The sequence below is a fragment of the Methylobacterium sp. E-066 genome, assembly GCF_022829635.1.
Lineage (GTDB): Bacteria > Pseudomonadota > Alphaproteobacteria > Rhizobiales > Beijerinckiaceae > Methylobacterium.
On record NZ_JAKSYO010000163.1, the window covers coordinates 44,708 to 58,309 of the forward strand.

At 69.5% G+C, this 13,602-nt stretch carries 17 protein-coding genes; 10 read left to right on the plus strand and 7 right to left on the minus strand.

Features of this window, described 5'->3' with window-relative positions:
• Positions 1 to 30: 30 nt before the first annotated feature.
• The 3 genes from MKL20_RS22160 to MKL20_RS22170 all read left to right on the plus strand — a co-directional run bounded on the left by MKL20_RS22160 (position 31) and on the right by MKL20_RS22170 (position 1,768).
• Complete coding sequence (locus MKL20_RS22160; RefSeq protein ID WP_243972561.1) at positions 31 to 231, plus strand: hypothetical protein; 201 nt, start codon at positions 31 to 33, stop codon at positions 229 to 231.
• 89 nt (positions 232 to 320) lie between these two features.
• Positions 321 to 1,493: a chlorophyllase/cutinase-like alpha/beta fold protein gene (locus MKL20_RS22165; protein ID WP_244038471.1), complete on the plus strand. Its 1,173-nt coding sequence runs from the start codon at positions 321 to 323 to the stop codon at positions 1,491 to 1,493.
• A gap of 74 nt (positions 1,494 to 1,567) precedes the next feature.
• Positions 1,568 to 1,768 carry a hypothetical protein gene (locus tag MKL20_RS22170; RefSeq protein ID WP_244038472.1) on the plus strand — a complete coding sequence of 67 codons (201 nt, stop codon included), beginning with the start codon at positions 1,568 to 1,570 and terminating at the stop codon, positions 1,766 to 1,768.
• 58 nt (positions 1,769 to 1,826) lie between these two features.
• Here MKL20_RS22170 and MKL20_RS22175 read toward each other — a convergent pair whose 3' ends face one another.
• The 7 genes from MKL20_RS22175 to MKL20_RS22205 all read right to left on the minus strand — a co-directional run bounded on the left by MKL20_RS22175 (position 1,827) and on the right by MKL20_RS22205 (position 7,381).
• Complete coding sequence (locus MKL20_RS22175; protein WP_244038473.1) at positions 1,827 to 2,783, minus strand: YncE family protein; 957 nt, start codon at positions 2,781 to 2,783, stop codon at positions 1,827 to 1,829.
• The gene (locus tag MKL20_RS22180) at positions 2,780 to 3,313 is read right to left on the minus strand and encodes an SRPBCC family protein (RefSeq protein ID WP_243972556.1); all 534 of its coding nucleotides are present in this window, start codon (positions 3,311 to 3,313) and stop codon (positions 2,780 to 2,782) included. The genes MKL20_RS22175 and MKL20_RS22180 overlap by 4 nt, the downstream gene beginning before the upstream one ends.
• Positions 3,314 to 3,429: 116 nt before the next feature.
• Positions 3,430 to 4,020, minus strand: a complete 591-nt coding sequence (locus MKL20_RS22185) for a DUF447 domain-containing protein (protein ID WP_244038474.1) — start codon at positions 4,018 to 4,020, stop codon at positions 3,430 to 3,432.
• 2 nt (positions 4,021 to 4,022) lie between these two features.
• Entirely contained in the window at positions 4,023 to 5,582 is a 1,560-nt protein-coding gene (locus tag MKL20_RS22190) for a DUF6513 domain-containing protein (protein WP_244038475.1), read from the minus strand.
• A complete protein-coding gene (locus MKL20_RS22195) occupies positions 5,579 to 6,148 on the minus strand; it encodes a uridylate kinase (RefSeq protein ID WP_244038476.1) in 570 nt (189 codons plus the stop codon). The genes MKL20_RS22190 and MKL20_RS22195 overlap by 4 nt, the downstream gene beginning before the upstream one ends.
• Positions 6,145 to 6,846 carry a (5-formylfuran-3-yl)methyl phosphate synthase gene (locus tag MKL20_RS22200; RefSeq protein WP_244038477.1) on the minus strand — a complete coding sequence of 234 codons (702 nt, stop codon included), beginning with the start codon at positions 6,844 to 6,846 and terminating at the stop codon, positions 6,145 to 6,147. Before MKL20_RS22200 ends, MKL20_RS22195 begins: the two co-directional genes overlap by 4 nt.
• Before the next feature lie 28 nt (positions 6,847 to 6,874).
• The gene (locus MKL20_RS22205) at positions 6,875 to 7,381 is read right to left on the minus strand and encodes a DUF3280 domain-containing protein (protein ID WP_244038478.1); all 507 of its coding nucleotides are present in this window, start codon (positions 7,379 to 7,381) and stop codon (positions 6,875 to 6,877) included.
• 182 nt (positions 7,382 to 7,563) lie between these two features.
• On the opposite strand from MKL20_RS22205, the gene MKL20_RS22210 reads away from it, so the two are divergent.
• The 7 genes from MKL20_RS22210 (at position 7,564) to MKL20_RS22240 (ending at position 13,552) form a co-directional block, all read left to right on the plus strand.
• Positions 7,564 to 8,811 (plus strand): ABC transporter substrate-binding protein, encoded by a 1,248-nt coding sequence (locus MKL20_RS22210; protein WP_244038479.1) that lies wholly within the window; start codon positions 7,564 to 7,566, stop codon positions 8,809 to 8,811.
• 125 nt (positions 8,812 to 8,936) lie between these two features.
• Positions 8,937 to 9,920 (plus strand): YVTN family beta-propeller repeat protein, encoded by a 984-nt coding sequence (locus MKL20_RS22215; RefSeq protein WP_244038480.1) that lies wholly within the window; start codon positions 8,937 to 8,939, stop codon positions 9,918 to 9,920.
• A gap of 105 nt (positions 9,921 to 10,025) precedes the next feature.
• Positions 10,026 to 10,460 carry a hypothetical protein gene (locus MKL20_RS22220; protein WP_243972540.1) on the plus strand — a complete coding sequence of 145 codons (435 nt, stop codon included), beginning with the start codon at positions 10,026 to 10,028 and terminating at the stop codon, positions 10,458 to 10,460.
• 203 nt (positions 10,461 to 10,663) lie between these two features.
• Positions 10,664 to 10,945: a hypothetical protein gene (locus MKL20_RS22225; RefSeq protein ID WP_244038481.1), complete on the plus strand. Its 282-nt coding sequence runs from the start codon at positions 10,664 to 10,666 to the stop codon at positions 10,943 to 10,945.
• The gene (locus MKL20_RS22230; RefSeq protein WP_244038482.1) at positions 10,942 to 11,682 is read left to right on the plus strand and encodes an ABC transporter ATP-binding protein; all 741 of its coding nucleotides are present in this window, start codon (positions 10,942 to 10,944) and stop codon (positions 11,680 to 11,682) included. The genes MKL20_RS22225 and MKL20_RS22230 overlap by 4 nt, the downstream gene beginning before the upstream one ends.
• 268 nt (positions 11,683 to 11,950) lie before the next feature.
• A complete protein-coding gene (locus MKL20_RS22235) occupies positions 11,951 to 12,838 on the plus strand; it encodes an ABC transporter permease (RefSeq protein WP_409568184.1) in 888 nt (295 codons plus the stop codon).
• 75 nt (positions 12,839 to 12,913) lie between these two features.
• Positions 12,914 to 13,552 (plus strand): hypothetical protein, encoded by a 639-nt coding sequence (locus MKL20_RS22240; protein ID WP_244038483.1) that lies wholly within the window; start codon positions 12,914 to 12,916, stop codon positions 13,550 to 13,552.
• Positions 13,553 to 13,602 lie beyond the last annotated feature (50 nt).

Consider the following 13,602-nt stretch of genomic DNA (forward strand, 5'->3'; position numbering starts at 1 on the left):
CGTGCAACGCCGTCGAGCCCAGACTTCATCATGCACATCGTCGCTGCCAATCACGCCGACTCCCTGCGGCGGCGTCCCTGGGACGACGCGCCCGAGGCCCAGGTCGTGGATACCCTGAGCGACGAGTTGCGCGCCCACTACGCCGCGGCGGCCGACGAGGTGCCGGCGGAGATCATGGCCCTGGCGCTCCGTCTCGACGATACGGACGCCGAGCGCGCCTTCGCCGCCTGACGGGTCGGCACGAGTCGCCAAGGCGGGGGAATCTGCTATTCAGCGGGCTCTGACCTGCCGACGCATCGCGTCTCTCAGTCGAGCCCCTCATGCGTCTTCATTTCCTTCGCGGATCGCTTGCCGCTGGCCTGATCCTGGCCCTGGCCGGGATCCAGAGCGTGCAGGCCGCTGCGCCGCCGCCTCAGCCGGCCGAGGGTCCGGGCAGCGTCGGCGACCGCAAGGCGACGATCGTGAAGCGCCTGCTCGGGCGCGGGACCGCCACCACCTTCGCGTTCCACGCCGCCGGGGCCGCGCCGCCCGCCGGCCGGCCTGTCGCGGTGTTCCTGCACGGCTGGGGCGTGGTCAATCCGCAGAGCTATGGCGGCTGGATCGATCACCTGACCCGCCAGGGCTGGCTGGTGCTCTATCCCCGCTTCCAGGACGTGAACCGCACCCGCCCGGCCGACGCCCCCGGCATCGCCGAGGGCTTGGTCAAGGCCGCACTCGCCGACCTCACCTCCGACGCCGACGCCAAGCCGGATCTGAGCCGCGTCGCGCTGATCGGGCATCTCGCCGGCGCGCCCATCGCTTTCGACATGGCCGCGGGCGCCAAGCAGCAGGGCCTGCCGGTCCCGAAGCTGATCTTCGCGGCGGCGCCCGGCGGCATCGCCAGCGGCCCGAAATCCCGCGGCATCGCGCTGACCGAACTGTCCGGCATCGACCCGTCGACGCTGCTCATCACCATGGTCGGCGACAAGGACACGCGGGCGGCCGACCTCGCGGCCAAGCGCCTGCTGCGGGAGGCCAGCGCCGTGCCGATCGAGCGCAAGCTGTTCGTCCGCGCCCTGTCCGACGATCACGGCTTCCCGGCGCTCACGGCGACGCTGGCGGCGCCCGCCGGCACCGACACCGCCTATGACGGCGGCGCGATCAAGCCGGGGCCGGAGCCGAAGGACGCGGCCAAGGACACCCCGAAACCGCCGCCGTTCCGCTGGTCCGCCGACATGGCGCTGACCGGCGAACAGCAGACGCTCGTGTCGCAGATCAACATCGCCCGGGTCGACGCCCTGGACTACCTGGGCTTCTGGAAGACCTTCGACATCGCGGCGGCAGCCGCCTTCGGCGGGTCGGACGCGAACGCGATGAAGAACAACCCGCGCCTCGCCGACATGGAGCGCTGGAGCGACGGCTGGCCAGTGAAGCGGCTCTCCGTCGAGACGCCCCGGCTGGCCGCGCCGGCTGCCCAGGCCGGGACCCCGGCGGCTGTCGCCCGCAAGCGCTGATCGACTGAGAGGCCGGGCTTCCCCGTGGCGTAGGGCTTGCTAGTCTGTCCGTGTTCGACACGGGGGATGAAGCCATGCCCGAGTTCGTCGCCAGCCTGCTCGCCGCAGCGGCCTTCTGCCTGACGTTGCTCGCGCTGAACGCGCTGACGCGGCTGCTGCTCCAGGCACATTGGGCGCCGCCGGATCTCGGCGAATCCGGCTTCCTCCAGATCGGCAGCGCCCTGGTGGTCGCCCGGGTCGCCTACCGCCGGGCGCCGCACCGCCAGATCGATTAGGGCATCATCCCGAAAGGCGGTTTCCGGCTTTCGGAGAAGATGATGCAAACGCAAAGTCTCAGCGCAGAAAATCCCCGAACGCCCGCGGGCCATTGCCGGTGGGGATGGTCGCCAGCACCTTGAGCGTGCGGGCGTCGAGGACGCTCAGCGTGTTGTCGCCCCAGTTGGCGACGTAGAGGCGGCCGTCGCTATCGGCTGCGATGCCCTCGGGATGGTCGCCGACATCGATGTCGGCGATCGGCTTGAGGGTGGCGAGGTCGAAGGCCGTGACGCTGCCGGCATATTGGTCGGTGACGAAGCCGCGGCCTTGCGACAGCGCAATCACGTAGGGCCGCCGGCCGGTGGGAATCCGGGTGATCTCGCGCCCCGCCGCGAGGTCGATCACCGAGACGTCGTCGCTCGTGACGTTGGCCGTGTAGGCGCGCCCGGCGGCGGCATCCAGGGTGATGCCGAACGGGTGCTGCCCCACCGGGATTGTTTTGGATTCTTTGCGGGTTCGTGCGTCGACCACCGAGACCGTGTCGGCCTCCCGGTTGGCGACGTAGAGCGTGCCGCCGTCCGGCGCGATGGCGATGCCGGAGGGCGAGGCGCCGACCACGATCTCGCCGTCGGGAACCAGCGTACCGTCGCGCTCGGTCAGCACGAACAGCCGGTGGCCATACCAATCCGCCACGTAGACGGTGCCGCCCTTCGGATCGGCGGCGACGCCGAGCGGTCCGCCCGGCAGGGGCACCTCGGCGACGACGCGACCGGCATCGAGGTCGAGCACGGCGAGGCCATGGCCCTCGGGCCGGGTGACGTAGGCCCGCTTGCGATCGGGCGACAGGGCGATCCCGGCCGGTGCCCCGTCGAGGGCGATGCTGCGCACCACCTTGCCGGCGGCGAGGTCGACGATCTCGACCACGCCGCCGAGCTGGGCCGTCACGATCGCTTCCCGCGCCGGTTCGGCGCGGGCCAGCGTCGCGACCAGGGCGAGGGCGGCGGCGAGCGCCGCGCCGCGCCTGTTCAGGCTCACGAGCCCTTCTCGACCTTGGCCTTCAGGTTGGCGAGGCTCGCCTTGATCCAGTCGCCGACGCCCTTCTCGGAGGCCTCGTCGTTCAGCTCGGGCGGCGGATCGTTGTTCATGTAGCCGCGGTAGAAGGCGGCCTTCCACTCGACCTTGGATTTGGCGTCGCCCGCGGGCTCGACCGTGATCGTCGCCGAATAGTCGTTGGCCGGCAGGTCCTTCACGTCGACCTTCTCGATGTAGTACGAGAACAGCTTGTCGTCCGGCTTGTACTTGTTGCTGGTCTCTTGAATCTGGTTGCCGTTCTTCAGCGTCAGGGTGCGCTTGAACTTGGTCGGCACGTCGCCGCTGACCTCGGTCTTGGTGACGTTCTGCATCCAGTCGGCGTTCTTCACGTCGCCGATCACCGCCCAGACCTTGTCGGCCGGTGCGCTGATTTCGATCGACTCGGAGATCTTGCGCCGGGTCGGGCCGTGGGCCTGCGCGGTCGCCGCCACCAGGGCAGCCGTGGCCGCCAGGGCCAGGGTCATTGTCTTCATCGTGTCCTGCTCCTCCCGCCTCCAGGGCGCATTCCGGTGATGGGGATACCGGTTTCGCGCCTCAGTGCGTGTCACAAGTGAGTGTCAGACCCGCATCCGAACGCCCGGATACGGATCTAGCGTTCGTCCCGATCAAGGACGCGCGCCTCGGGGCCGAGGGCCGCCGCGACCTTGTCCTCGATCCAGCCCCAGGCCTCACGCTCGCGCGGGCCCGCGGTCTTGGCGATGGCGATGGCGAGGTAGGCCATCTCCGTCAACACCTTGTCCGGCTCAAGCATGTGGAGCCGGGTCGAGAGGATCGCCCCCTCCAGCACCGCGGCCTGGGCGCGGTTGTAGCCGATGAACGGCGCGTGGGCGGCGGAATGGACCATGCGGCCGCGGAAGCGCGGCCTTGTCTCGTGGTCCTCGACCGACGCGACCTCGAATTCGGCATGGCCGAAACTGTCGGCCAACCGCCGGCCGGGAATGGCCGCGCAGGCCACGGTCGGCCATTCGCGCCGCCCGGTCACCGCGCCGGCGATCACCCGGATGTCCCGCGGGCTCGACGCCGCGAAGCACGGGTTGGCTTCGAGATTGGCGATGGTCGGCGAGGGCCGGAACGGCGCCAGCACGTAGCCGTCCGCCTCGCCGATCAGCCCGAACGGCACGAGGTGCAGCTCGCCGGACGGCGCGAGCGTGGTGACGATCGTCTCCAGGATCAGCGGCATGGTCAGGCCCTGTCCGCCGGCACCAGCCGGCCGCAGACCAGCTTTGTCGCGGGTTGCGGCGTCTCCGGCGTGGCCTCGTCCCGAGCCTCAGCTTCCGAGATCGTCTCAGGCACGTCCGCATCCGCCTCGGGCTTCACCAGCCGGGCGTCGCGGGTGCCGGGCGGCGGCGCGTCGGGGCCGGAATGGCGGGTGTGGCCGGCCTTCTTGAAGGCCGTCGCATCCTCGACATCGGCGTCGGCCGCGCAGCCCCAGTCGAGGGGCTCGTCCTGGACGTAACGCTTGCCGAGTCGCCAGGCGGTCTCGGCCTTGGCGAGTTCGGCCCCGAGATAGAAGGCGTGGGCGCCGTCGCTCTTCACGTCGAGGTCGGGGAAGAAGGCCATCGCGTCGGTGCCGACCCTGTGGGTGTCGCGATTGTAGACGTGGATCCCGTCCTCGGCGACCGCGATCCGGTAATTCGGGTCGCGGACCTCGGCGGCGGCCTGGGCGACCTCCGCGGCGGTCTGCACGAAGGGGCGCTTGTCGTGAAGGGCGAGCAGCGCCCGTCCGTAGCCCTTGGGCAGGGCGGAATCGGCTTTTGCCGCGTACATCACCCGCCGGGCGGCATCGTGCTCCTCGACGGTGCGTCTCGTGTGGTTCGAGACCTGGACGATCAGCACGTTGCCAATCGACAGTTCTGAGCACATCCCGACCAGCAAAGCGGTGACGCCCAGCGAATCCGCCTCGGTCAGCTCCGTCAGGTTGCCGGTGCCCATCATCATCTGGATGTCGGGCCAGCGGGCGCGGGTGTCGCGGTAGCGGCTGATCGAGTCCACGAAGCCGTGGTGGATCGGCTCCAGGATCGGATCCGCCAGGAACGGGCGCCCGGCCTCCAGCATCCGCTCGATCGCCCGGTCGAGGGAGGGCAGGTCGTCCGGGCGCAGGGGCACCAGGATCGGCACCGCGTCGGTCTCGAAGGCCAGATCCAACGTGTCGATGTTCAGGCTGAGCAGGTAGTCGGCCCCGGCGCGGGCGCCCCGGGCCAGCTCGTCCCGGGAGAAGGAATCGACGCTGACCTTCAGGCCGGCGCCTTTCAGGGCCGCGACCGAGTCCTCGAGATGCGGGAAGGTCGTGTCCGGCAGGCCGCCGAGGTCGATCACGTCGGCGCCGCGGCGGGCGAGGTCGAGCCCCTTGGCCAGAATCGCGTCGGGGGTCATCTTCGAGGCGTCGACGATCTCGGAGAAAATCCGCAGGTCGTGCTTCGACAGATCCACCTTACGGCCGGCGAGGCCGAGCCAAGCCGGCAGATCCACCACCTCGTCCGGCCCGCGCTCCACCGGCAGATGGAAATGCTCGGCTAGGCGGCCGGTGTCGGCCCGGCAGCGGCCGGGCAGGACGATCCGGGTCGCGCGCTCAGGGATCTCGACCCGGCGGCGGATGATCTCTTCCGTCATCAGCGCGGCGACCTTCACGCCAGCATCCGCGATGCTCCAGCGGATCGTCGCCGGCAGGCCAGCCGCGACCTTCTCCAGCCGCGCCCGAGCGAGGCGGCCGGTGACGAAGACGATGTGCTCGGGGGCGCTCACGCCGCCACCCGCTGCTGCAGCGTCACCTGGCTGGTCGGTCCCCAGATCGCGATCGGGCCGCCATAGCGCTTTGCGAAAGCCGGGAAGGCGGCATCGACCAGCCCGCGCCGGGCCAGAAGGGCAGGGGACGCGTCGGCCGCGGCGTCGGCGGACTTCACCAGCACGCAGCGGCCGGCACGCAGGCGCGCGGCCAGCCAGAGCGCGAGGCTGTCGGAGGTGACGTCCCAACTCTCGGGGATATCGGGATTGCCGGCGCGCAGGCTCGCCGGATCCCAGACGCAGGCCGCGGCATCGTCGGCCCACGGGGCGACGCTGCGGACGAGGCGCGGCTCCAAACTCCGAAAAAAAACGGCCATGCGGCCCATGGCGTCGAGGGCGCGGCGGTGAGCCTCGGCATCGTCGAAGCCGTCGCGGATCTGATCGGCCCGCACGGCATCCGCGAAGGCGCCGCCGCCCGGCACGACGATGCAGCGCCCGTGGACGCCCTCGGCCACCTCCGCCAGCAGAGCGCGCAGCCGCGCCGGATCCGCCTCCAGGCTGCCGCCGATCTTGAGGATCGTCGTCACGCGGCGTCCCGATGGTTCGGCCGCAGGGCGCGCACGGCCTCGGCGACCCGCAAGGGATCGATGCCGTTGCGCCGGTCGAAATCGCGGCACAGGCCGCCGCGGAAGCCGAAATAATCCGGACGGTGGGCGCTTAAGGTCGGGATGTCGGTGATCCGGAGAGAGCCGGCGAGCCCGCACATCAGCCCGTGGGTCCGGCATGCGGCCGTGAAGGCTGCGAGCGTATCCGGCTCGGCGAGATCGGTCAGCCGGGCGCCGGACTTGCCGGCGGTGTCGATCATCGCCCCCGCGAAGCCGGCCCGCGCCAAGGCCGGGACCAAGTCGGCCGCCGGTCCGTCCTCGGCGAACAGGACGGCGATCAAGCGGCCGGGCGCTGCAGCCGTCAGATAGGCGAGCGCGGCCGTGTCGCGCCTGTCCCGGATGTCGAGACCGGTCTTCACCCAGTCGATCCCGGTCGCCGCCATCGCGGTGACGGATTCGGGCGTCGGATCGGCCACGGCGCTGGTGACGGCGGCGCCGGCGACCCGGGCGACGATCTCCGCCACCAGTCCCACGTCGAGAGCGCCGAGCGCCCCACGCTCCGGATCCTTGGCATCGATCAGGTCGGCCCCGGCGAGCTGGGCGGCCTCGGCCTCGGCCGGATCGCGGACGCTGACGAGGAGGCGGGGCAGGGGGCCGGGCGGAACGGGGAACGCGGACACGGATCTCTCGAAGATGGGCGGCACGCAATCACGACTTGCCGGGCAGCGGCTCGGCGAGCAGGCGGTTCTTCACGACCCAGCGCATGGCATGCGCCCAGGTGTCGTCGGTATCGGCCCGGATCGTCACCTGGCCACCGCGCACCATCTTGCCGGTCTCGGCTTCGGCGATGGTGACGTTCAGGTTGAAGATCTGGCCGGATCCCTTCTCCACATAGCCGGTCACGACGAGATCCGCACCCAGGCTCTTGGCGATGTCGGCCGCGCAGCCGTTGCACTTGTAGAGCGGCCCTTCCTTGGCGACCAGTTCGGCTTTCGGCGCCGTGTCGACGATCTCCAGGCCAGCCTGGTTGCGGAGGGCGTTGCGCAGCTCGTCGGTGACCAGCGCGAGCTTCTTCGTATCCACCGGCCGGGCTCGCGTGCCGTAGGTGGCGCCGGGGTCGAACAGCTCGACCGGGAAGATCGCGGCCTTCTCGGCGGCGAATGCGGGGCCGGCGAGGAGGCAGGCGGTCACCGCGCAGGCGAACAGGTGGCGCATCCTCGGGGCTCCCTCTCCATGTTGATGGCCGCGATGGGCGGCGCTTGAGCCACTATAGCTCGGGCGAAGGGACAAATTGGCAATGTACATCGCCGCGCCGGTGGCCCACGACGCGAACGTGAACGCCCGACGAAGAAGCCGCGGTTGAGCGGCCGGATCGGAAGCTGCTAGAGGCCGCGCCCATGCACGATCCTGCACATGCCCCGGCCCAGCGCGTCCCCCAGCCTCGGTGGTATCGGTCCGGCCTTGGCGCGGCCTTCGCGACCTGCACGCTCCTGACGCCCATCGCCGCCCTGGCGCAGCAGCCCGCGCCGCAGCCGATCGACACGCATATCGGGCTGATCTACCGGCCGGAGCCGGCGCCGTCCTCCTACGATGCCGAGGCTGCCCCGGAGGACGAGGGTGTGGCCGGCGCCAAGATGGGCATCGCCGACAACAACACCACCGGCCGGTTCACCAAGCAGACCTTCGCGCTGGACGCGGTCGCGCTCAGCGACGAGAAGCCCGACGCCGTGGCGGCCGCCAAGGAGCTGGTCGCCAAGGGCGTGAATTACCTGGTCCTCGCCCTGCCGGCCGACGCGGTGCTGGCGGTGGCCGATGCGGTGAAGGACAGCGGCGCGGTGGTGCTCAATGCCGGCGCCCCGGACGACCGCCTGCGCGGCGCCGATTGCCGCGCCAACGTGTTCCACATCCTGCCGTCGCGGGCGATGCTGACGGACGCGATCGCGCAGTACCTGACGGTGATGCGCTGGCGAAAGATCTTTCTGATCGTCGGCCCGACCGAGGCCGACAAGGCCTATGCCGAGGCTTTGCGCAACTCCGCCCGCAAGTTCGCCCTGAAGATCACCGCGGAAAAGCCCTGGACCTTCGGGCCGCTCGCAAAAGCGCGGGGCGATACCCCGACCCGGGCCGAGGCGATGGTCTTCACCCGCGGCCTCGACTACGACATGGCGATCGTGGCCGACGAGGAGGGCGACTGGGGCGACTACGTCTCCTACCGCACCGTCGATCCCCGCCCCGTGGCCGGCACTCAGGCGCTGACCTCGACCACGTGGTCGCCGGTGCTGGAGACCTGGGGCGCCGCGCAGGCGCAAAACCGCTTCCGGCGGCTCGCCTCCCGGCTGATGCGCCCCCTCGACTATCAGGCCTGGGCGGCGATCCGCACCGTCGGTGAGGCCGTCACCGCCAAGAAGTCCGCCGATCCGGCAATCCTCGCCCCGTATCTGGTCGATCCGGCCTTCAACCTGCCGGCCTATAAGGGCGTGTCCCTGAGCTTCCGCCCCTGGGACCACCAGCTGCGCCAGCCGGTGATCGTCGTCCAGCCGAAGGCCCTGGTCTCGGTGGCCCCCGAGCAGGGTTTCCTGCACCAGCGTACGCCGCTGGATACCCTGGGCGTCGACCTGCCCGAGACCACCTGCAAGTTCAAATGAGGCTCCGCGTCGCCTGCGGCGATGGCGAGCCGCCCGCGCCCTCGCAACCCGCGGGCGGCGCACTACAATCGACTGTCGAGAACGTCCTTCGAGGACGCCGGGACGTCACAAGGGAAGGAAGTCGCATGCGCCGCCGCGTCGAGGCAGGTCTGAGTGTGTTCGCCCTCGGAGCGTGGTTCGCCCTCAGCGGGCCGGCCCTGGCCTTCACCGCCTATGTGACCAACGAGAAGGGCAACTCGGTCAGCGTCATCGACACGACCACGATGGCCGTCACCGGGACCTGGAAGGTCGGGCGCCGGCCCCGCGGGATCACCGTGTCGAAGGACGGCAAAGAGGTGTTCGTCTGCGCCAGCGACGACGACCGGATCGACGTGCTCGACACGAGCTCCGGCAAGGTCGTGCGCTCGCTCCGCTCCGGCCCCGATCCGGAGCAGTTCATCCTCGATGCCTCGGGCAACCCGCTCTACGTCGCCAACGAGGACGACAGCCAGGTCACGATCATCGACATCGAGAAGAACAAGGTCCTGGCCGAGGTGCCGGTCGGGGTCGAGCCGGAGGGGATGGGCCTGTCGCCGGACGGCAAGATCCTGGTGAACACCTCCGAGACCACCAACATGGCGCACTTCATCGACACCAAGACGTTCCAGGTGATCGACAACGTGCTGGTCGATGCCCGGCCGCGGTTTGCCGAGTTCACTGCCGACGGCAAGTTCCTGTGGGTCTCGGCCGAGGTCGGCGGCACGGTCAGCGTGATCGACGTGGCCCAGCGCCGGGTGGTGAAGAAGATCACGTTCAAGATCCCCAGCGTGAACGACGAGGCGATCCAGCCGGTCGGCATCCGCATCACCAAGGACGGCACCAAGGCCTTCGTGGCGCTGGGCCCGGCCAACCGGGTCGCGGTGATCGACGCCAAGACCTACGCGGTCGAGAAATACCTCCCGGTGGGTCAGCGCGTCTGGCAGCTCGCCTTCACGCCCGACCAAAAAATGCTGTTCACCACCAACGGGACGTCGAACGACATCTCGGTGATCGACGTGGCCGCCGAGAAGGTGGTCAAGAGCATCCCGGTCGGCCTGCTGCCCTGGGGCGTCGCCATCTCCCCGAACTAGTTTGTCACTCGAACACAGGCGCCAGATCGGGGGTGCGCGCCTTCGATCGAACGTCCATGACGCAGAACAGGATCGCCGAACCGGCGGCACAGGGGTAGGAACGACATGACGCGGACGTTTCGGATCGCAGCCCTCGCTCTGGCCGGCCTGTTCGCGGCTGGGCCGGCCTCGGCCCTCGACCTCACCAAGAAGCGCGAGAACCTGCCCGACCTCGTCCTCGGCGACGATCAGGGCAACGATTTCGCGGTCGAGAACAAGGACATCACGCTCGAATCCGGCAAGGCCTACCGGCTGCGCATCGTCGCCAAGGGCCGGCAGGAGTACAAGTTCTACGCCCCCGAGTTCTTCCGCTACATCTGGCTCAACCAGATCGTCATCGAGCACAAGGAGATCCATGGCGGCGGCGCGCCCGATCACCTCGAGTTCGACGATCCCGGCGAGATCGCCGTCGAGTTCGTGGCGATCAAGCCGGGCGCCTACAAATGGGAGGCGCGCGGCCTGGAGGCGAAGGGCATGACCGGCACGCTGACGGTGAAGTGATGGGTGCCTTTTTCTTCTCAGATCGCGATGCGCAGAGCGCCTCCGCGAGCGCTCGGTATCAGGGCCATACGTCACCGAAGACAGCGCAGGTCCCCTCTCCCGTGCGGGAGAGGGACAGGGTGAGGGATGCGCGTTTTCCGGAAAAACCTGGCCCCTCACCCCAGCCCTCTCCCGCACGGGAGAGCGGGCGCGTTGCTGACAGCATGGACCGTTATGCCAAAGTATGGATCCGCTTAAACGAGGCTTTCCTGGCATTTACGATTGCTGGATGCCTCCTGACCGCACCCGCCCTCGCGGCCGACGACGCAACGTCCTGCGCTGAGGGCATCACGATGATCCGGGACGCCCTGGCGGCAAACCCGTCCGAAATCGCTCTCCCAAAACTCAAAAAAGCCCTCCGGGTCGCCGAGCGGGAGCAGAAGGAGGGTGAGTTCGACGAGTGCCTGGACGCGGTCACGGATGCCCGCAAGGCGCTGGGCCGATGAGCGAGGCGGCCCTGCTGGTCGAGCATGTCGGCCACCGGTTCGGTGCCCGCGCCGCGCTGGACGACGTGTCGCTCACGGTGGAACGCGGGTGCTTCGCGGCCCTGCTCGGGCCGAACGGCGCCGGCAAGACCACGTTGTTCTCGGTGATCACCCGACTCTACACCAACCAGAGCGGCCGGGTCTCGATCTTCGGCCATGGGCTCGACCGTGAGCCTTCTCGGGCTCTGGCCCGGCTCGGCGTGGTCTTCCAGGCCCGGACGCTGGATACCGACCTCACCGTCGAGCAGAACCTGCTCTATCATGCCAGCCTCCACGGCATCGCCCGCAAGGCCGGGAAGCAGCGCGTCGGCACGCTGCTCGACCGGGTCGGCCTGGCGGACCGGCGCCACGACAAGGTCCGGACGCTCTCCGGCGGCCAGTCGCGCCGGATCGAGATCGCCCGCTCGCTGATCCACCGGCCGGACCTGCTGCTGCTCGATGAGCCGACCGTCGGGCTCGATCTCGAATCCCGGGCCGACATCGTCGCCATCGTCCGCGCGCTGGTCCGCGAGGAGGGCCTGTCGGTCCTCTGGGCGACGCACATCTTCGAGGAGATTGCGCCGGAGGACGACGCCGTGGTGCTGCACCGCGGGCGCATCGTTGCCCGAGGTCGGGCCGGGGATATCGGCGCGCCGGGCGAGGGCCTGGCCGACGCGTTCCGCCGCCTGGTCGCCGAGCCGGGGAGGGCGGCGGCGTGATGGTCACATGGCCGGCTCAAGATTGCACGGGATCGTTCGTCCGCGAACGATCGGCCCCGTCCATTTCCGGGCGAGACACGGGTCCCCTCTCCCGTGCGGGAGAGGGACAGGGTGAGGGGTGCGACCTCTCCGGATGGACCTGGTCCCTCACCCCAACCCTCTCCCGCACGGGAGAGGGGGCCCATCGCGTCCGCCGCAACCGACAGCGTGACCATCACCACCGCCGCGGCGCGAACCGAACCGGCCTACTGCGTATAGGTCCGCTCACATGACGACGCCCCTCGCCACCGCCGTCCCCGCGGCCCCGTCCCAAAAAACCGCCCGCCAGATGGGCCGGCTCGATGCGGTCGGCTATCTGATCTGTCTCGGCGGCATCGTCCGGCGGGAATTGCTGCGCTTCTTCAATCAGAAGGAGCGGTTCTTCTCGGCGCTGGTCCGGCCGCTGGTGTGGCTGTTCATTTTCGCGGCGGGGTTCCGCAACACCCTCGGGGTCTCGATCGAGCCGCCCTACCAGACCTACGTGCTCTACGAGGTCTACGTGGTGCCGGGGCTGGCCGTGATGATCCAGCTGTTCAACGGCATGCAATCCTCGCTCTCGATGGTCTACGACCGCGAGGTCGGCTCGATGAAGGTGCTGCTGACCTCGCCCTATCCGCGCTGGCTGCTGCTGCTCGCCAAGCTGTTCGCGGGCGTCTCGGTCTCCATCGTGCAGGCCTACGCGTTCCTGGCGGTGGCGTATTTCTGGGAGACCGACATTCGCCCGCTCGGATACCTCACGGCGCTCCCGGCCTTCCTGGCCTCGGGACTGATGCTGGGGGCGATCGGCCTGTTCCTGTCCTCGCTGGTGCGCCAACTGGAAAACTTCGCCAGCGTGATGAACTTCGTGATCTTCCCGATGTTCTTCGCCTCCTCGGCGCTCTACCCGCTGTGGCGGATCCGGGAATCCTCGGAGACCCTCTACTGGATCTGCGAGTTGAACCCGTTCAGCCACGCGGTCCAGCTCGTGCGCTACGCCCTCTATGTCCAGTTCGAGCCGGTCGCCTGCGCGGTCGTCATCGGCGTGACCCTCGCCTTCTTCGGCATGGCGGTCGTCGCCTACGATCCCGGTCGCGGCATCATGGCCCGGCGCGGCGGCCCGGCCGGCGACAACGCCTAATTCCTTGTGATCGCAGGATGAGTTCGGAAAACCGGACTGGACTTTTCCGCATCCTGCTCTGACGGAAACCCCTCGATGACCCGCATCGCCGCCCGCCTTCTCGCCCCCGCCCTCGGCCTCGCGCTGATGGCGGGTCCCGCCCTGGCCCAGCCCAGGCAGGATCCGGACTGGCCCTGCGTCCAGCGCAAGGTCGCGACCCTGAGCCCCGGCCAGTTCTGGACCGGGCCCGACATCGCGGCCGCCGGCGACTGGGGCAGCGACAACGACGCGGCCGTGCTCGCCCAGAAGATCGCGTCCCGGCGCACCGAGCTGTCCGAGGTCGGACCGCTGCTCGACGGGTTCGTCGGCAAGCTCGGCGCCGACAAGGACGCCAGAGCCAAGTCCCTGACCCACGTCTACGCGGGCGTGTTCGAGGTCATTAACGGCGAGCGCGACAAGATCATGGGCGGGATCGCGCGCTACGCCCAGGGCCAGCGGCGCATGGCCGAGCGGATCCGCGACGAGGCCGACAAGATCAGCCAGACCAAGGATGCACCGAGCGCCACGGATGCCACCGAGCTGCCGAAGGACCAGTCGGAGCTCGAGACCAAGTTCGCCTGGGACCGGCGCATCTTCCAGGAGCGCAGCCAGTCGCTCACCTATGTCTGCGAGGTGCCGCAGTTGCTGGAGCAGCGGCTCGGCGAGATCGGGCGCTTGATTCAGGCGCGGCTCTGATCGGGGGATCCGGGCAGGCCCGCGGCGTTTGCCGAATTATCCCGCCCGAC